The following is a 16,879-nucleotide window of genomic DNA, read 5'->3' as shown; positions in this document are numbered from 1 at the left end:
CGCGGCCGGCGGCCCGGGCCGGCGCGGCGGGGGGGGGGGCCGGGGGCGGGCGGGGCCCCGCCGGCGGCCGCCGCCCCCCCCCCCCCCCCCCCCCCCCCCCCCCCCCACCACTGCGCAGCCGCTCTCACTTCCAGCGGCCGAGGATTTCCTCTGCCCGCTTGGCCAGTTCCATCTGGAAGATCGGGCCGAAGCTGATGCGACCCACGCCCAGGGAGGCGAAGTGCGACAGGTCGCCCTCGGCCGGGTTGGCGATGGCGTTGATCGGCAGCGGGAGTTCCTCGGCGAGACGCTTGTAGTCCGCGTCGTTGTGGAAGCCGACGGGGTAGAGCGAGTCGGCACCGGCTGCGGCGCACAGCTTCAGCCGGGCGATGGCGCGGTCGACGCGGTCGCTCTCGTCGCCGATCGCCTTGACGAACAGGTCGGTGCGGGCGTTGATGACCACGTGGACGTCGGTGGCGTCGGATGCTGCGCGCAGTGCTCCGACGAAGTCGGCATGTTCTTGCGCTTCGCGGAGGCGTCCGCCTTCGCTGTGCACGGTGTCCTCGATGTTGAGGCCGACGGCTCCGGCAGAGATCAGTCCGTCGATGAGTCGCTTGGGGTCCTCGCCGTAGCCGGATTCGATGTCGACCGACAGGGGTGCGTCCACGGCGGCGGAGATCTGCGAGATGCGGGTGAGCAGTTCGTCGAAGGTGATGCCCTCGTTGTCGGGCTTGCCGATGGAGTCCGAGACGGGGTGGCTTCCGACGGTCAGCGCGGTGAACCCGGCGGAGACGGCGAGGTTGGCAGACCAGGCGTCCCACACCGTCGGCAATACGACCGGGTTGCCCGGCTTGTGCAGCTCGAGCAGGGTGGTGGCTTTCTGGGACAGGTTCGTCATGAGACTCCTTCGCGGTGACCGACAGAGAACGTACGTTCTCTCCACGACCAACATACGCGCTTCAGTCGATCAAATCGAGCGCTTTCATCCGGTCGAACACCATCAGCGATCCCGGAGCGACGTCCGGCATGGCGGCGTACTCGTCTCGGGTGAAGTACCTGATCTCTGCGATCTCGCTGGTCGGCGTCGGCTCGGTCGCCAGATCGGCGAGGAAACACGTGATCTCGAGCGGAGTTCCTGCCGGGTGCCCCCAGGCCTCACATTCGAACACCCCGAGGAGCCGGGCGTCCGTCACCGCAGCATCGAGCTCTTCCCTGATCTCGCGATGCAATGCTTGCTCGGGCGTCTCGCCCGGGTCGATCTTTCCGCCCGCCATGTAGAACGCGGATTTTCCGGCCGATCGGGTCTGGATCATTCGACGATCTCGGACGTACGCCAGCCCGGCGGTCCGAATGAGCCTCGGATCGGTCACCGACGCGCTCCCCTCACTCACGGACCCGCACCGTTCTGTACCGCCTGGCACGCCGCCTACCTCGCAAAGTAAAGTGGACAACGACAACTCGCGGCTGCCGCTCGGCAACCGGTTCATTATTTCTCAAAGCTTCACATCGAACTTCACACGGACTTCGCACACCCTACTCATCGCCGCCCTACGACCACCGCTCGGTTTCACCGCCGATGCGACCGAGACGACGGAGTGATTTTTGCTCGCCATTCTTCTTGCGCACGCCGCCGCCGCGCTGCTCGCGCCACTGTTCGTCCGCTGGTGGGGTCGCAATGCCTTTTTCCCGCTCGCGCTCGTACCCCTGCTCAGCCTGATCTGGGTGTTCGGCAACTGGGGAACCGAACAGAAACTGAACATCGAATGGGTCCCTGGCCTGTCGATGAACATCGACATGCGGTTCGACTCCCTCGCGGCCATCATGTCGCTGCTGGTCCTCGGCATCGGCGCACTGATTCTGCTCTACTGTGCGCGCTACTTCGAGGACGACGAGCCCCGGCTCGGGCTGTTCGCCGCCGAAATGGTCGCCTTCTCCGGTGCGATGTTCGGCCTCATCACCAGTGACAACATGCTGGTGCTCTACATCTTCTGGGAAGTCACCACCGTCCTGTCGTTCCTGCTCGTCGGCCACTACGCCGAGCGAGCGTCGAGCAGACGAGCGGCCACCCAGGCACTGCTCGTCACCACCGCGGGCGGCCTGGCGATGTTGGTCGGCATCATCATCCTCGGCCAGGTGTCCGGCACCTACAACCTCTCGGAGCTGGTCGCGAACGCGCCGGGCGGCTGGTTGCCCGGTGTCGCGATCGTGCTGGTCCTCATCGGCGCACTGAGCAAGTCGGCCATCGTGCCACTGCACTTCTGGCTCCCCGGAGCCATGGCCGCCCCGACACCGGTCAGCGGATACCTCCATGCCGCTGCCATGGTCAAAGCGGGCATCTACCTGGTCGCGCGCCTGGCCCCGGGGTTCGCCGATTCCGGCCCGTGGCGAGCCACGGTGATCAGCCTCGGACTGCTGTCGATGATCCTGGCCGGGTGGCGAGCTCTGCGCGCATTCGACCTCAAGCTGATACTCGCGTTCGGCACCGTCAGCCAGCTCGGCTTCCTCATGGTGTTGGTCGGCATCGGCTCGGAGAAGGCGATGCTCGCCGGCCTGACGATGGTGATCGCCCACGCGATGTTCAAAGCGGCGCTGTTCATGGTCGTCGGCATCATCGATCACACCACCGGCACCCGCGACATCCGCAAACTGGCCCACCTGGGCAAGAAGGCTCCCTGGCTCGCCGCGATAGCCGCGCTGGCCGCGGCCAGCATGGCCGGACTTCCGCCGATGCTCGGGTTCGTCGGCAAGGAGACGGCGTTGTCGGCCGTGATCAGCACCCCGACGCTCGATCCCACGGTCGCGGCCTTCGTCGTCGCAGGCCTGGTGATCGGATCGATACTCACGGTCACCTACAGCATTCGGTTCGTCTGGGGCGCGTTCGCGCGCAAGCAGCTCAAGCGGGCGAGTCCGTCGGTCAAGGCGATGCACGCGCCGGCAGCCCTGTTCCTCGCCGCACCCGCCTTCCTGGCGGTGCTCGGTCTGGTCGCCGGATTCGCGTCCTCCATCGTCGATCGCATCGTCAGCCCGTACGCTCGCACGCTGCCGTCGTACGGCCAGGAGCCGTACCACCTGGCGCTCTGGCACGGATTCAATATGCCGTTGGCGCTGACAGTCGTCGTCGTCACCGGTGGTGTCGGGTTGTTCATCGCGCATCGGGTGGTCAACCGGCTCAAGTTCGAGCATCCTCCGCTCGGCAACGCAGACCGCATCTACGACAACGTGCTCAAGTCCATGGACACCCTGTCCATCCGCCTCACCGGCACCACGCAGCGCGGTTCGCTCCCTCTCACTCAGGGCACGATCCTGCTGACGCTGGTGCTGCTGCCGATGATCGTGCTGATCCTCGGCGCAGAACCGGACTTGGACTACACCCTGTGGAACAACCCGTTGCAGCTGATCATCGGGGCCATCATGATCGCGGGTGGCCTCGGAGCCACGGTGATGCGCAACCGCTTGGCCAGCGTCATTCTCGTCGGTCTCACCGGCTACGGCTGCGGAGTCATCTTCGCCATCCACGGTGCCCCGGACCTGGCGCTGACCCAGTTCCTCGTCGAGACCTTGACCCTCGTGATGTTCGTGCTCGTCCTGCGCAAGCTCCCGGCCGAGGTCGACGACCGGGGTTCGGCCGGATCGCGTGGACCTCGCGCGGTGCTCGCCGTCGCCGTCGGGGCGACCGTGAGCATCCTGGGTGCGTTCGCGATGAACGCCCGAAACACAGACCCGGTGTCGCTGCTCCTGCCGGACGCCGCATACAACCTGGGCGACGGCCAGAACGTCATCAACGTGATCCTCGTGGACATCCGCGCCTGGGACACTCTCGGCGAGATCTGCGTCTTGCTCGTCGCGGCTACGGGCGTGGCGAGCCTGGTCTTCCGCAACCGCCGGTTCGGTAGCGCTCCGCGGGTGTCCGACGCCCCCTCGTCGTCCTCCGATGCGAACTACGCGGCGGAGACGACGTGGCTGCTCGGCGGCGATCTGATCGATCCGCGTCATCGCTCGTTGATTCTCGAGGTCACGACGCGATTGATCTTCCCGACGATCATGGTGCTCTCTATCTACTTCTTCTTCTCCGGTCACAACGCTCCCGGCGGCGGTTTCGCCGGTGGTCTCACCGCCGGCCTGGCGCTGGTGCTGAGGTACTTGGCCGGTGGCCGCTACGAGCTCGGTGAGACAGTTCCGATCGACGCCGGAAAGATCCTCGGACTCGGCTTGATCTTCGCGGCCGGAACCGCGGTGGCGTCGATGTTCCTCGGAGCCCCGGCGTTGTCCTCGGCGACGTTGGAGGTGACGTTGCCGATCCTCGGCGACATCAAGTTGGTCACCGCATTGTTCTTCGACCTCGGTGTGTATCTCATCGTGGTCGGGTTGGTACTCGACGTGCTCCGTAGTCTCGGCGCGCGTCTCGACGCACAGGTGGAAATGCAGAGCCAAGGCCGAGTGAGCGCCCCATGACCGCTGATCTCGGAATGCTCGTCATTGTCGGTGTCCTCATCGCGGCGGGTGTGTATCTGCTGCTCGAGCGCAGTATCACCAAGATGCTGCTGGGCCTGCTACTCGTCGGCAACGGCGTCAACCTGCTCATGCTCACGATCGCCGGCCCTGCGGGAGCCCCGCCCATCGTGGGTCGGGACAACGCGGTGAACCAGGAGATGGCGGACCCCCTGGCCCAGGCGGTGATCCTGACGGCAATCGTCATCACGATGGGAATCGCGGCGTTCGTGCTGGCTCTGGCCTACCGGTCGTTCACCCTCAACACCAAGGACGACGTCGAGAACGACCCCGAGGACACCAAGGTCTCCCGGCGCCGCTCGATGGCCGAGGCCCCCGACCGCGACCGCTCGGACGACCCGGTGACGGGCGAGCCGAGCTTCGGCGGCGACGCATTCGACTCGAAGGGCAACCCCATTCCGCTCGAGGAGATCAGAAACCTCGAGGATCTCGAGTGCTACGAGGATCTGCACGACGGTGATTTCGACAACGACGACGACAATCCGCAGCTGCGCGGGCTGGACGGACTCGACACCGCCGAGAAGGACGACAGCCGCCCAGATGAGAAGGGAGACCACGCATGACGATCTCCCCCGCAGTGATCGACGTTCTGACTCCGCTGCCGGTACTGATTCCGATGCTCGCCGCCGCGTCGACCCTGGTGCTGGGGCGACGGCCTCGCGCTCAGCGATTCATCACCATCGTCGCGCTCACCGCGGTGGTCGCGATCTCGTCGGTGATGCTCTATCTCGCCGATCGCGACGGCACCAGCGCACTGCAGGTCGGCGGTTGGGATTCCCCGCTCGGCATCTCCCTCGTGGTGGACCGTCTATCGGCGATGATGCTCGTCGTCTCGTCCATCGTGTTGCTGGCCGTCATGGTCTACTCGATCGGCCAGGGCATCCGCGACGGTAGCGAGAATCAGCCCGTCTCCATCTTCCTGCCGACCTACCTCGCATTGACCGCAGGTGTCTGCAACGCGTTCCTCGCAGGCGACCTGTTCAACCTGTTCGTCGGCTTCGAGGTGCTGCTCGCGGCGTCGTTCGTGTTGCTGACACTCGGCGCGAGTGCCGACCGCGTGCGTGCGGGCGTGTCGTACGTGATGGTGTCGATGGTGTCCTCGCTGATCTTCCTGATCGGCATCGCGCTGGTCTACGCAGCCACCGGAACGCTGAACCTGGCCCACATCGCGGTGCGTATGGACGACATCACCCCCGGAACCAGAACCGCGATCTTCGCGGTTCTACTGGTCGCGTTCGGCATCAAGGCCGCGGTGTTCCCGCTCTCGACGTGGCTGCCCGACTCGTATCCCACCGCCCCGGCACCGGTCACCGCCGTGTTCGCCGGCCTGCTGACGAAAGTCGGTGTGTACGCGATCATCCGCGCGCACACCCTGCTGTTCCCGGACGGCTCACTCGACAACGTACTGATGGTCTGCGGCCTGCTGACGATGCTCGTCGGTATCCTCGGCTCCATCGCGCAGAGCGACATCAAGCGACTGTTGTCGTTCACCCTCGTCAGCCATATCGGCTACATGATCTTCGGCGTCGCGCTGTCGACACAATCGGGATTGTCCGGCTCGATCTACTACGTCGCCCACCACATTTTGGTGCAGACGACGCTGTTCCTCGTCGTCGGTCTCATCGAGCGTCAGGCCGGTTCGTCGTCGCTTCGACGCCTCGGCGGTCTGGCTGCGGCCAGCCCGGTGCTGGCGATCGTGTTCCTGGTGCCGGCCCTCAATCTCGGTGGCATTCCGCCGTTCTCGGGTTTCATCGGAAAGGTCGCACTGCTGCAGGCCGGTAGCGAGCAGGGCAGCGTGTTGGCCTGGTTGCTCGTCGCGGGTGGAACCGTCACCAGCCTGTTGACGCTGTACGTCGTCGCCCGAGTCTGGACCAAGGCGTTCTGGCGAGCTCGCGCCGACGCTCCCGAGGGCGACCTGGCCGACAACAGCCCGTCCGCTCTTCTCGACGACTCGTCCGACATTCAGTTCGGTGACCGCGAGGACGTGGGCCGGATGCCCGCCTTCATGTTGCTTCCGACCATCGGGCTCGTGGCCGTCGGCCTGGCCATGACGGTGTTCGCCGGCCCCATCATCGACATCAGCGATCGCGCTGCGGCAGACCTTCGCGATCGGTCGGTGTACATCGATGCGGTGCGCGGTGCGGAATGGGTCGGCGATCAGGCCTACGAGCAGTCGCGCACGAACGAGGAGGGCACCCGATGAAGATGAACCGCTCCGTTCTGCTGCGCCTGTGGACGCTCGCGTGGCTGACGGCAATCTGGGTTCTGTTGTGGGGCAACGTCTCTGCGGCGAACGTGCTGGGCGGTATCGCGGTGGGACTGCTCATCATGGTGCTGCTGCCGTTGCCTCGTGTTCCGGTCGAGGGCCGCATCCACGTGTTGTCACTCGTCAAGCTGGCCGTCGTATTTCTCTACTACGCAGGGGAATCCAGCGTCAATGTGGCCTGGTTGGCGATCCGCCCGAAAGCACCGCCGGTCACCGGCGTGCTGCGCTGCCGCATCGCGATCAAGTCCGATCTGGTGCTCACCCTGTTCGTCGACGCGATGAACCTCGTGCCCGGCACCATGGTGCTCGAGATAGACCGAACCCGACGCCTACTCTACGTGCACGTGCTGGACATGGGCACGCAGAAGGCCGTCGACGGCTTCTACGCCTACGTACGAAACCTGGAGAAACTCTTCATCGCGGCGTTCGAGCGAGACTCCGACTGGAAGCCGAGCCCGCTGCACTTCCAGGAGTACGAGCAGTACCACGGAGTGCTCGGTGACGATCCGGCATCGACGGACCGCGACGCCCCGAGAGACGACAAGAAGACCGACGACAAGAGGAAGGGGGACTGGTCGTGACCGTCGTCCTGGCGATAGCCGGAGCCCTCCTGATCGGTGCCGCGATCCTCACCGCATACCGACTGCTCGACGGACCGAGCACGCTCGACCGTCTCGTCGCGATGGACACGATCCTGGCCGTCTCGATGTGCGGTCTCGGAGTGTGGGCCGTCTACAGCCGCGACACCACCCTCGTACCGGCCATCGTCGCGCTGTCCTTGGTCAGCTTCGTCGGGTCGGTCAGCATCGCGCGATTCAGAGTGAGGGACGAATGAGTGACACAGTGAGGGACGAATGAGCACCGTAGCCCAGGTCATTGCCTCGGCCTTCATCCTGTTCGGAGCACTGCTCGCCTTCACCGCAGCCGTCGGCATCGTGCGCTTCCCCGATACCCTCTCGCGGATGCACGCGGCCACCAAGCCGCAGGTGGTCGGTCTGATCATGGTGCTGATCGGTGCCATCATCAGCCTGCGCGGCAACGTCGACATCTGGATGCTCGTACTGGTGGGCATCTTCACGCTGGTCACCGCTCCGGTGATCGCGCATACCGTGGGCCGCGTCGCCTATCGAGAACAGCGGGGTCGCGACGGTCTGCTGATCGTCAACGAGATGGAACCGAACGACCCCGACGAGTAGTGCGAGCCGCGCCGGATCAGGTGCGGAGGTCGGTGACCAACGATTCCACGACGGCTCGCAGGTCACCGTTGGATTTCGCGGCCACCGCCCGCTGACGCTGGTAGGACGCCCCGAGCCGCGGAATGTCGGCCACCGCGGCCAACTCGTCGACGCAGTTCAACCGGACGGCCGTCGGCGTCAGCTTCTCGAGCAGGTCGTTCAGGTCGTCGGTGACCAGACGTTCGTTGCTGTCCGAGTCGAGAATGATCTCGGCATCGAGGCCGTACCGGGCCGCCCGCCACTTGTTCTCCTGCACGTGCCACGGCGGTATCGACGGCAGGGTCTCCCCCGCTTCGAGACGTTCGTCGAGATGGACGATGAGGCAGTGCGTCAACACGACGAGAGCCGCGAGCTCCCGCTTGGTCGACGCCCCGTCGCACACCCGAACCTCGATGGTTCCCCACTTGGGGGCAGGGCGGATGTCCCAGTGCATGCCGCCGAGTTGCTCGATGACGCCGGTCTTGAGCTGATCACGGACGAATCCCTCGAACTGCGGCCAGTTCTCGAACTGGAACGGCAGCCCGGCCGTCGGCAGCTGCTGGAACATCAACGCACGATTGCTGGCGTAGCCGGTGTCGTTGCCCGCCCAGATCGGCGAGGACGCCGACAGCGCCAGCAGGTGCGGGTACTGCAACAGCAGTGAGTTGAGAATGGGAAAGACCTTGTCGGGAGACGACACTCCCACGTGCACGTGCACACCCCAGATCAGCATCTGCCGACCCCACCACTGCGTCCGAGCGATCAACTCGTCGTAACTCGGGGAGCTGGTGAGCTGCTGGGTGGACCACTCGGCGAACGGATGGGTGCCCGCCGAGAACAGATCGATTCCCAGCGGATCCGCTGCGCGCTCGACGAGCGAGAGAGACTCACCGAGGTCTGCCATCGCCTCCCCGACGTTCTCGCACACTCCGGTGACGAGTTCGACGGTGTTGCGGAGCAGTTCCTTCGTCACCCGCGGGGTGTCCCCGGCCAGGTCGCGGACACCGTCCATGACCGCCTCGGCGGAGTTGACCAGGTCTCGCGTGTTCTTGTCGACCAGCGCGATCTCCCACTCGACGCCGAGCGTCGGGCGCGGTGAACTCGCGAAGTCGATCCGGGGAGCGCTCAAACTACTGCAGTACCGCGCACGCCGCCCGCGAGCCGGCATCGCCGGTCATCAGAGTCGTCATGTCCGGCACGGCGGCACCGTCGGGCAGGGTGTACCGCGGCGGGATGTTGGCGAAGTTGTCGGCACCGTCGTGCACGATCACCGAGGTTCCGGCACCGTCGGCACGCAGATCGTCGAGTGTGATCGCGTCGGTGGTGGTGACGAGCATTCCGGTGCCGTCCTCGCCGACCTGGATGGACGTCAGGTCACCGCTGGACGGGTGCTCGGTGCGGCCGTCGACCTGCAGGTGACCGCCCGCGGACAGGAATGCGCCGGGCTCCCCGCCTGTCGGTGCCACGGAGTTCGGCTCGCAGGCGGCGACGGTGTGAACGTGGAAGCCGTGGAAGCCGGGGGTCATGCCCTCGACCTCGGCGGTGACGGTGAGCTTGTCGCCCTCGGACGCGAACGACACCGTGCCGACCTCGGCACCGGAGGCGTCGCGCAGTGCGGCCTCGATGATGTCGCCGGAGCTCGACTCGGCCGGGCTGTCGCCGGCGACAGCTTCTGCCGACGGGTCGGCCTCTCCGGTCCACACCGGCGGGACGGTGCCGGGGACGTCGGACGGGACCTCGCCGTTGCTGCAGGCGGAGAGCCCGAGAGCTGCGATCGCGAGGACCGGGGCCACGTAACGCAACGATCGGGTCGCGGCAGTGCGTCGCTTGAACATGTCCATCGGAAATCGCTCCTCTTTCAGGCAGTTTCGCCGGGCTCGGAAATGATAACGTGCCGACCGATTCAGCCGAATCGGGCACGGAAGTCGACGCTGTGGAACTGGCCGCTGCAGGACTACTGGGTCACGATGACGACGACGCCTGCCGTGGATTCGAGCGAGGTCGGCTTGGGTTCGGCCGGGACGCCGAGCTGCGTGGCGATGGTCTGCGCGGCCTGTTCCTCACCTGCCGTCGTGCCGTAGTACACCGCGGTCTGCGCGAACTGGTCTTCACTGAAGTTGCCCGTCTCGGCGACGTTCCAACCCTCGGCGGTCAACGTGCTGGCGGTACCGGCGGCCAGGCCGGAGACATTGGAGTTGTTGAGTACTCGCACTTCGACGTCGGCGGGTGCGCCCGAGGTGGTGGTGGGTGCCGCGGCACCGGTCGACGAATCGCCCGCGGGAACCTGGGCTGCAGGAGCCTGTGCGGCCGGTGCGCTCGTCGTCTCGGCGGCGGGCTCGGCGGCCGCATCGTCGGAATCGGAACCCGTCAGAGACAACGCCCCGATCGCTGCGAACAGGATCGCGAGCGAAATCAACACCATGGCCAGGGCGCGGAGTGGTGGCCCGGTCTGTTCCGGGTTCGGGCTGCTCACCTGATCGACCCTAGCCGACCGTCGACGGCGACTCGGCACACGGAACGCAAGACCTGCTCAGACGTCGAAACCCAGCCGACGTGCCGCACGAGCCTTCTGCCTGCTCGCACGCAACCGGCGCAGGCGCTTGACCAACATCGGATCCGCGGCGAGCGCCTCGGGACGATCGACCAACGCATTCAGGATCTGGTAGTAGCGGGTCGCCGACATGGAGAAGAGTTCCTTGATGGCCTCTTCCTTGGCCCCGGCGTACTTCCACCACTGCCGCTCGAAGGACAGGATGTCGTGCTCTCGTCGACTCAGTCCGTCCGCACCGACCTCGTTCGGATCCTGAGAGCCGTCCGAACTTCCCGGTTGCTGAGACTGGTTCGAGTCACGCGCTGCTGCGCCGTCCATCCCACTCCTCGACTTCTCGACTTCCCAGGGTCGGCAGGATCACCCACCCGGAGAAATCTGCTTCCCCCAGTACTGCCGACACCCGTAGGAGCGCCGACCGAATTACACAGTTGTACTTCGGGGATCATTCAACCATGTCCGACGCCGGGGACACGGCTCCTGCGGGCTGCCCGCGCGTGGCGTGTTCCACCTACTCGACCACATGCGCGACGCACACCACTGGCTCATTCCGCAGGCTCCACTCCTCACCACGGGTCATTCCGCAGGCTCCACTCCCGGTATCCTTGTCGACCATGGCAATTCTTCCCATCCGGATCGTCGGCGATCCGGTGCTGCACACCGCAACCGCTCCCGTCACCGAGTCACCCGCCGAGCTGGCCGAGCTGATCGCCGACATGTACGAGACGTTGGCCGCCGCGAACGGCGTCGGACTCGCCGCGAATCAGGTCGGTGTCGGCAAGCGTCTGTTCATCTACGACTGCCCCGATCAAGGCGAGGACGGCAAGGTTTTCCGCCGCCGCGGCGAGGTCGTCAATCCGGTACTCGAGACCTCCGAGATTCCGGAGACGATGCCCGATCCGGACGACGACGACGAGGGCTGCCTGTCCGTCCCCGGCGAGCAGCACCCCACCGGGCGCGCCGAGTGGGCCCGGGTGACCGGTACGGATGCCAAGGGTGATCCCGTCGACATCGAGGGTCACGGCTTCTTCGCTCGGATGCTTCAGCACGAGGTGGGTCATCTCGACGGCTTCCTCTACACGGACGTGCTCATCGGTCGACATGCGCGGGCCGCGAAGAAGGCGATCAAGCGCGCCGGGTGGGGCGTGCCCGGTCTGAGCTGGACGCCCGGCACGGTGGACGACCCGTTCGGGCACGACGACGAGGACGACGACTGACCGTCCCGGTGGGTACCCGGGTGATGCTTCGCTATCGGTTGCCACCCGGCCACACCCACCCGATGACTGACGTGATCGGCGAATTGGTGGCGATGGACGCAGGCTCGGTCTCGGTGCGCGGCAGGGACGGCGCGCTGGTGCAGGTCGCCGCCGAACGAGTCGTAGCGTTGAAACCTCTGGGGCCCAAGCCGATTCGGACGTCGGAGATCCGCTCGCTCGAGGCCGCTGCCGCCGACGGTTGGCCGGGCGTAGAGCGGGAGTGGATCGACGGCTGGCAGCTGCGGTTCGGTCACGGGTTCACCGGCCGCGCGAACTCGGCGGCACCGCTCGAACCCGGAGCGTCGACGACGGCCGAGACTCTCGCGCAGATCGTCGACCGATACGCCGCTCGCGGACTGGTGCCGACGCTCTCGCTCCCCGACCGTCTCGGCAGCGCGCCGGCCGGGTGGCGGACCTACAACGAGACCGCTGTCATGGCTGCGGACATCGCGAAGCTCGTTCTGCGCGAGGGTGATTCGGCTATCGCCGTCACCGCGCAGCCGACAGCCGAGTGGCTGAATTCCCTGCGCTACCAGGGCAGCGAGGCTCCCGCGGGCGCAGCGGAGGTGGTCGCCGCAGTGCGGGGCGGCACCCTCGGTTTCGGCATGATCGGCGCGCACTCGTCGTCGGCGGCCGCCGTCGGTCGCGCGGCCGTCACCACCGCCCCGGACGGTCGATGCTGGGTGGGACTGACCTCGCTCTGGGTCTCTCCCGAGCATCGCCGCAACGGCCTCGGCACCCTGATGTGCGGAGAACTGGTGCGCTGGGGACGCAGCCATGGCGCGACACACGCGTACCTGCAGGTGGCCGTCGACAACACCGAAGCCGTTGCTCTGTACCGAGACCTCGGCTTCGAGGACCACCATCGGTATCGCTATGCCCGGCCTGTCGGAGGCGTTCGATAAGGTTCGTTCCCGTGCGCTTGGCTACTTGGAATGTGAACTCCGTCCGCTCTCGTCAGGATCGAATCGTCGATTGGCTGCAGCGATCCGATGTCGATGTGCTGGCGATGCAGGAAACCAAGTGCAAGGACGCACAGTTTCCGTATCAGCGGTTCACCGACATCGGGTACGAGGTCGCCCACGTCGGGCTGAGCCAGTGGAACGGCGTCGCGATCGCATCGCGCGTCGGCCTGGACGATGTGCAGGTCGGGTTCGAGGATCAGCCCGGGTTCAGCAAGGATCCCGAGATCGATCCCGCTCAGGAGGCGCGCGCCATCGGTGCCACGTGCGACCGGGTGCGCGTCTGGAGCCTGTACGTGCCCAACGGTCGCGAACTCGCCGATCCGCATTACACCTACAAGCTCGAGTGGCTCGCTGCGCTGAAGGCCGACGCGCAGGCGTGGGTGGCGGCCGATCCGCAGGCGCAGATCGCGCTCGTCGGCGACTGGAACATCGCGCCTACCGACGACGACGTCTGGGATCCCGCACTGTTCGAGGGCAAGACCCACACCTCCCAAGCCGAGCGTGACGCCTTCACCGCGTTCGGCGACGCCGGCTTCACCGAGGTGACGCGGCAGTTCACCCCCGAGCCCAGGACGTACACCTACTGGGACTACACGCAGTTGCGGTTCCCCAAGAAGCAGGGCCTACGCATCGACATGGCGTTGACCTCCCCTGCCCTGGCGGCACGAGTGACCGGCGCGTCCATCGACCGCGAGGAACGCAAGGGTAAGGGAGCGAGCGATCACGCTCCGGTGATCGTGGAGATCGGCTGAGCAGAGTCCGCCGACCTGTCCGCCACGGCCCTGGCGGCGAGAATCGCCCCGACGGCGATCAGCACTCCGTGCGCAATTCGCACGGCAGGCGGGGTGTAGAACTGAGGAAGGAAGAGCACGAACCCGGCAGCGAGCACCGCGGCGTAGCGGTTGCGTAGAGCGAATGCCACCAGCCCAACGGCGATCAGCACCAGTCCGAGCCCGAACATGACGGACTGTACGAGCGAGTACCTGATCGAGTCGGCCAGATCGATCAGGCCGGGGTTCGCGTTCTGTACGGCATCGACACCCAGCGCATGCAGCGCGAAGGTTTCCGCGCCGTAGTACGGCAGCACCAACCCGACGCCGATCCACGTGGTCACGACCGCGAGCTCCGACCGTCGACCGGTGTAGAGCACGGTCAGCCCGAGCGCGATGAAGCCGAGCATGGCGAAGGTGTGGGAGAGCACCCAGTTCGAGGATGCGAAGGCGTCGACTCCCGCCGTGCCCACCTCGTCCGAGTAGGGACGCAGTGTGGGATACGCGGCGAACATGATGCCGACGAACAGATACAGGGATACACGCATCGGGGAATGCCAACCTTTCGAGAGCGGCGCTCTCTACAGGAAGCAGTATTCATTCGATACGCCCATAAAACAAGAGCACTGCTCTCTATTCGGCGATCAGATCCAGAAATTCTTCGTGCTGCGCCAGGTATCGCCGCACGTAGGTACAGATCGGAACGATGCGCCACTGCCGATCACGAGCGGTGTTCAGCGACGCCCTCACCAGCACGCCCGCCCACCCGCGGTCGCCGTACTCCTCCTTGACGACGGTGTGCATGAGCGCGACGACCGGGCCGTCGTCGCCCTCACCGAAGCGATAGCCGAGAATGCCGACGAGTTCGTCGTCGACGAAGAGGTCGAACCTGTTGTGATCGACGTCGTCCTCGATGCGAACGACGGGCCGGTCGACCGGAGCGGGCCCGGTGACCCGCCGTGGAAGTATGTGACTCATGTCACTCATGAGACCAGTGTTGTCCATGTGACGCGAGGCGAGTGCACCGATCGTCGCCGAGTCGTGCCCTTAATGTGACCAGCCTTGATGTGACCGGGCGATGCGTGCAGGAACCCGAGGTCAGAGAGCGACGAGCATGTCGTTGTATTCCGGGTTGGCCGCGGCGAAGCGCTGAACGTAGGTGCAGACCGGCTTGACCTTCCAGCCGTACGACCGCGCACTGTCGAGTGCGCGCCGCACCAGAATGCCGGCCAAACCCTGATGACCGAAATCCTCGGTGACGACGGTGTGCATGAAGGACACGACGTGAGTACGCGTCGCACGCGTGCCGTTTCCCTCGACCTCGTAGAAGCCGACGATCCCGACGAGATCACCGTTCAATCGAAGCTCGAATCGGTTCTGGTCTTTGTTGATCGAGACATCAGCGCTAGGAGAACTTGCCAGCATGGGACGCCTCCTTCGCTGTGTGTGGAGTGATGAACGAGTGAAACCGATGTGACGTGCACCACTATTAAACATGCGCACGGTGGCTCTGTCACCTTTTCTACCAACAAACCTTCGGATGCGTAGGTTTGTCCGTCGAACCCGACACGAATGCTGGTACGGATCATAAGTGGCCCTGTTCGACGTTGTGATACAACAACATTCAAGGCCTGCCCAAGTTTTCGCCACGGACTCGGCAATCCGATTCAGCGGCCGCGACCCCCGTCTCCCCACGCGCCGGTACTGTCTTCTCTCGTGAAGTTCCTACCGCTCACGCCCAACGGCGAGACTCCAGTCCGCGCGCTGACCATCGCCGGAACCGACTCCGGTGGCGGTGCCGGAATCCAGGCGGACAGCCGAACGATGGCACTGCTCGGCGTCCATGCCTGTGTCGCGGTCGCTGCGGTCACGGTCCAGAACACCGTCGGCGTGACGGGCTTCCACGAGATTCCGCCGGACGTCGTCGCCGCGCAGGTTCGCTCCGTCGTCTCCGACATCGGCGTCGGCGCAGCGAAGACCGGAATGCTGGCCTCCACCGCGATCATCGACGCGGTCACGGCCGTCTGCACCGAGGTCGGTATCGGCCGCGATCAGCCGGTTCCGTTGGTCGTCGATCCGGTGTGCGCGTCGATGCACGGCGATCCTCTGTTGCACGCCGAGGCCCTCGACGCCATTCGCCACACCCTGTTTCCCATTGCCTCGCTGGTGACCCCCAACCTCGACGAGGTTCGGCTCATCACCGGCATCGACGTGGTCGACGACTCGAGCGCGCACCGCGCCGCCGAGGCCCTGCACGGACTGGGCGCGCAGTGGGCCCTGGTCAAGGGCGGTCACCTGCGGACCTCCACGCACAGCACCGACCTGCTGTTCGACGGAGACACCTTTCTCGAATTCACCAGCGAACGCATCGACACCGGCAACGATCACGGCGGCGGCGACACCCTCGCCGCGTCGATCGCATCGGCCCTGGCGCACGGATACTCCATGCCCGACGCGGTGGCGTTCGGCAAGGCGTGGGTCACTCGCTGCCTCGCCGCGTCCTACGATCTGGGCGCGGGCCACGGACCGGTGTCACCGCTGTGGCGACTGCACGAGTCGGAGAATGCGTAGGTCGTCGGGTGCGCCCTTGATCTTCGGAGCGAAGAAGCTGCGGCGATAGGGCTTGGAGACCACGCGCAAGGCGTCGAGCACCTCCGGCGGGACCCCCTCCAGGGCCGTCGCGGAGATCATGATGTTGCCGTTGCCGCCGGTCTGCATCACCCGGGCGGCGACGGTGACGTCGACGCCCAGCCAGTCCGATCCCACCTGCCGCGGGCTGCCGGTGTGGATGCCGACGCGCATGGTCGGGGTGTAGCCGTCGACGTCGACGCCCTTCAGTGCCTCACGGGCCGCGAAGACCGCGTCGACTGCTTTGCCCGGATCGGCGAACACTGCCATGATGCCGTCGCCCAGTCTCTTGACGACGTGGCCACCGCGGAATGCGACCTCGGGTTCGACGGCTTTGGAGACCTTGCGCAGCAGGGTCAGGGTGGCGGTGTCGCCGGCCCGCAGCGACCACGACGAGAAACCGACGAGGTCGGTGAACACGATGGTGACGTCGTGCTCGCCGCGGCCTCGGCCGGCTCGTTCGAGGATCGCCTGCCACACCTGCAATGCTCCGAGGCCCACTTCGCGGGACGCACCGGGTTCGTCGTCGAGGCCGTTCGCAGCCAGGAACCTGTCGGCGACACGAGCGACGGCCATGGCTCTGCCCGGGCCGTCGATCGACAGCGGATCGCCGAACGTGGGGTCACCGGGTAGTGCGCGGCGCACACGCCGAACCGCCCCGACCACCGCGGGCGCTCGATTGGTGGTGCGGACCCACTCCACGACCGAGGAGACGACTGCGTTCACAGCATCGAGCGTAACCCA

At 65.9% G+C, this 16,879-nt stretch carries 20 protein-coding genes; 10 read left to right on the top strand and 10 right to left on the bottom strand.

The annotated features are described in order from the left end of the window. Positions 1-124: 124 nt before the first annotated feature. Together R4P47_RS19345 and R4P47_RS19340 are read right to left on the bottom strand one after the other, a co-directional pair. On the bottom strand, positions 125-877 hold the full coding sequence (locus tag R4P47_RS19345) for an isocitrate lyase/phosphoenolpyruvate mutase family protein (RefSeq protein WP_317785489.1): 753 nt from the start codon (positions 875-877) through the stop codon (positions 125-127). A gap of 61 nt (positions 878-938) precedes the next feature. Further along, positions 939-1,349: an NUDIX hydrolase gene (locus R4P47_RS19340; RefSeq protein ID WP_197477955.1), complete on the bottom strand. Its 411-nt coding sequence runs from the start codon at positions 1,347-1,349 to the stop codon at positions 939-941. Between the two features lie 232 nt (positions 1,350-1,581). Between R4P47_RS19340 and R4P47_RS19335 the strand changes: the two genes are divergently transcribed. Genes R4P47_RS19335 through mnhG form a run of 6 tightly spaced genes read left to right on the top strand, consistent with a single transcriptional unit; the run spans position 1,582 to position 7,950 of the window. Next, positions 1,582-4,431, top strand: a complete 2,850-nt coding sequence (locus R4P47_RS19335; RefSeq protein WP_317785488.1) for a Na+/H+ antiporter subunit A — start codon at positions 1,582-1,584, stop codon at positions 4,429-4,431. Beyond that, positions 4,428-5,051, top strand: coding sequence for a Na(+)/H(+) antiporter subunit C (locus R4P47_RS19330; protein WP_068048108.1), 624 nt, complete (start codon positions 4,428-4,430; stop codon positions 5,049-5,051). The genes R4P47_RS19335 and R4P47_RS19330 overlap by 4 nt, the downstream gene beginning before the upstream one ends. Then, entirely contained in the window at positions 5,048-6,691 is a 1,644-nt protein-coding gene (locus R4P47_RS19325; protein WP_094640997.1) for a Na+/H+ antiporter subunit D, read from the top strand. The genes R4P47_RS19330 and R4P47_RS19325 overlap by 4 nt, the downstream gene beginning before the upstream one ends. Positions 6,692-6,693: 2 nt before the next feature. Further along, positions 6,694-7,335, top strand: a complete 642-nt coding sequence (locus tag R4P47_RS19320; protein WP_373455139.1) for a Na+/H+ antiporter subunit E — start codon at positions 6,694-6,696, stop codon at positions 7,333-7,335. Beyond that, a complete protein-coding gene (locus tag R4P47_RS19315; protein WP_032393772.1) occupies positions 7,332-7,589 on the top strand; it encodes a monovalent cation/H+ antiporter complex subunit F in 258 nt (85 codons plus the stop codon). The genes R4P47_RS19320 and R4P47_RS19315 overlap by 4 nt, the downstream gene beginning before the upstream one ends. A 19-nt stretch (positions 7,590-7,608) precedes the next feature. Beyond that, a complete protein-coding gene (gene mnhG, locus R4P47_RS19310) occupies positions 7,609-7,950 on the top strand; it encodes a monovalent cation/H(+) antiporter subunit G (RefSeq protein WP_068048100.1) in 342 nt (113 codons plus the stop codon). 16 nt (positions 7,951-7,966) lie between these two features. Here mnhG and R4P47_RS19305 read toward each other — a convergent pair whose 3' ends face one another. The 4 genes from R4P47_RS19305 to R4P47_RS19290 form a co-directional block, all read right to left on the bottom strand. Continuing rightward, positions 7,967-9,136: a glutamate--cysteine ligase gene (locus R4P47_RS19305; protein ID WP_411567354.1), complete on the bottom strand. Its 1,170-nt coding sequence runs from the start codon at positions 9,134-9,136 to the stop codon at positions 7,967-7,969. After that, positions 9,099-9,809 carry a superoxide dismutase[Cu-Zn] gene (gene sodC / locus R4P47_RS19300; RefSeq protein WP_269595060.1) on the bottom strand — a complete coding sequence of 237 codons (711 nt, stop codon included), beginning with the start codon at positions 9,807-9,809 and terminating at the stop codon, positions 9,099-9,101. Before sodC ends, R4P47_RS19305 begins: the two co-directional genes overlap by 38 nt. 113 nt (positions 9,810-9,922) lie before the next feature. Continuing rightward, positions 9,923-10,441, bottom strand: a complete 519-nt coding sequence (locus R4P47_RS19295; RefSeq protein WP_317785486.1) for a LytR C-terminal domain-containing protein — start codon at positions 10,439-10,441, stop codon at positions 9,923-9,925. A gap of 57 nt (positions 10,442-10,498) precedes the next feature. After that, positions 10,499-10,837 carry a DUF3263 domain-containing protein gene (locus R4P47_RS19290; protein WP_032393769.1) on the bottom strand — a complete coding sequence of 113 codons (339 nt, stop codon included), beginning with the start codon at positions 10,835-10,837 and terminating at the stop codon, positions 10,499-10,501. 293 nt (positions 10,838-11,130) lie between these two features. Between R4P47_RS19290 and R4P47_RS19285 the strand changes: the two genes are divergently transcribed. Genes R4P47_RS19285 through R4P47_RS19275 form a run of 3 tightly spaced genes read left to right on the top strand, consistent with a single transcriptional unit; the run spans position 11,131 to position 13,489 of the window. Beyond that, entirely contained in the window at positions 11,131-11,733 is a 603-nt protein-coding gene (locus tag R4P47_RS19285; RefSeq protein WP_094640994.1) for a peptide deformylase, read from the top strand. Positions 11,734-11,756: 23 nt separating this feature from the next. Next, entirely contained in the window at positions 11,757-12,677 is a 921-nt protein-coding gene (locus R4P47_RS19280; protein ID WP_411567355.1) for a GNAT family N-acetyltransferase, read from the top strand. Positions 12,678-12,688: 11 nt separating this feature from the next. Next, positions 12,689-13,489: an exodeoxyribonuclease III gene (locus tag R4P47_RS19275; protein WP_317785484.1), complete on the top strand. Its 801-nt coding sequence runs from the start codon at positions 12,689-12,691 to the stop codon at positions 13,487-13,489. On the opposite strand, the gene R4P47_RS19270 is transcribed toward R4P47_RS19275, so the two are convergent. The 3 genes from R4P47_RS19270 to R4P47_RS19260 all read right to left on the bottom strand — a co-directional run bounded on the left by R4P47_RS19270 (position 13,459) and on the right by R4P47_RS19260 (position 14,932). After that, the gene (locus tag R4P47_RS19270) at positions 13,459-14,055 is read right to left on the bottom strand and encodes a hypothetical protein (RefSeq protein WP_317785483.1); all 597 of its coding nucleotides are present in this window, start codon (positions 14,053-14,055) and stop codon (positions 13,459-13,461) included. The two genes, R4P47_RS19275 and R4P47_RS19270, sit on opposite strands and share 31 nt — an antisense overlap. Before the next feature lie 85 nt (positions 14,056-14,140). Beyond that, positions 14,141-14,485 carry a GNAT family N-acetyltransferase gene (locus R4P47_RS19265; RefSeq protein WP_317785493.1) on the bottom strand — a complete coding sequence of 115 codons (345 nt, stop codon included), beginning with the start codon at positions 14,483-14,485 and terminating at the stop codon, positions 14,141-14,143. 120 nt (positions 14,486-14,605) lie between these two features. After that, on the bottom strand, positions 14,606-14,932 hold the full coding sequence (locus R4P47_RS19260) for a GNAT family N-acetyltransferase (protein ID WP_068048077.1): 327 nt from the start codon (positions 14,930-14,932) through the stop codon (positions 14,606-14,608). Positions 14,933-15,223: 291 nt separating this feature from the next. On the opposite strand from R4P47_RS19260, the gene thiD reads away from it, so the two are divergent. Then, positions 15,224-16,078 carry a bifunctional hydroxymethylpyrimidine kinase/phosphomethylpyrimidine kinase gene (gene thiD / locus R4P47_RS19255; RefSeq protein WP_317785482.1) on the top strand — a complete coding sequence of 285 codons (855 nt, stop codon included), beginning with the start codon at positions 15,224-15,226 and terminating at the stop codon, positions 16,076-16,078. Here the strand turns inward: thiD and R4P47_RS19250 are convergent. Further along, positions 16,040-16,861 carry an adenylate/guanylate cyclase domain-containing protein gene (locus R4P47_RS19250; protein ID WP_317785481.1) on the bottom strand — a complete coding sequence of 274 codons (822 nt, stop codon included), beginning with the start codon at positions 16,859-16,861 and terminating at the stop codon, positions 16,040-16,042. The two genes, thiD and R4P47_RS19250, sit on opposite strands and share 39 nt — an antisense overlap. Between the last annotated feature and the right edge of the window lie 18 nt (positions 16,862-16,879).

It is taken from the genome of Rhodococcus sp. IEGM 1370 (assembly GCF_033142325.1).
Classification (GTDB): Bacteria; Actinomycetota; Actinomycetes; order Mycobacteriales; family Mycobacteriaceae; genus Rhodococcoides.
Note: the sequence above shows the minus strand (reverse complement) of the source record. Positions and strands in the feature narration are given on the sequence as shown.

Coding starts and splice junctions, on each gene's coding strand:
- R4P47_RS19265 (WP_317785493.1), bottom strand. CDS start 14,485: ATGAGTCACATACTTCCACGGCGGGTCACCGGGCCCGCTCCGGTCGAC.
- R4P47_RS19290 (WP_032393769.1), bottom strand. CDS start 10,837: ATGGACGGCGCAGCAGCGCGTGACTCGAACCAGTCTCAGCAACCGGGA.
- sodC (WP_269595060.1), bottom strand. CDS start 9,809: ATGGACATGTTCAAGCGACGCACTGCCGCGACCCGATCGTTGCGTTAC.
- R4P47_RS19305 (WP_411567354.1), bottom strand. CDS start 9,136: ATGCCGGCTCGCGGGCGGCGTGCGCGGTACTGCAGTAGTTTGAGCGCT.
- R4P47_RS19260 (WP_068048077.1), bottom strand. CDS start 14,932: ATGCTGGCAAGTTCTCCTAGCGCTGATGTCTCGATCAACAAAGACCAG.
- R4P47_RS19345 (WP_317785489.1), bottom strand. CDS start 877: ATGACGAACCTGTCCCAGAAAGCCACCACCCTGCTCGAGCTGCACAAG.
- R4P47_RS19330 (WP_068048108.1), top strand. CDS start 4,428: ATGACCGCTGATCTCGGAATGCTCGTCATTGTCGGTGTCCTCATCGCG.
- R4P47_RS19285 (WP_094640994.1), top strand. CDS start 11,131: ATGGCAATTCTTCCCATCCGGATCGTCGGCGATCCGGTGCTGCACACC.
- R4P47_RS19280 (WP_411567355.1), top strand. CDS start 11,757: ATGCTTCGCTATCGGTTGCCACCCGGCCACACCCACCCGATGACTGAC.
- R4P47_RS19325 (WP_094640997.1), top strand. CDS start 5,048: ATGACGATCTCCCCCGCAGTGATCGACGTTCTGACTCCGCTGCCGGTA.
- R4P47_RS19270 (WP_317785483.1), bottom strand. CDS start 14,055: ATGCGTGTATCCCTGTATCTGTTCGTCGGCATCATGTTCGCCGCGTAT.
- R4P47_RS19320 (WP_373455139.1), top strand. CDS start 6,694: ATGAACCGCTCCGTTCTGCTGCGCCTGTGGACGCTCGCGTGGCTGACG.
- mnhG (WP_068048100.1), top strand. CDS start 7,609: ATGAGCACCGTAGCCCAGGTCATTGCCTCGGCCTTCATCCTGTTCGGA.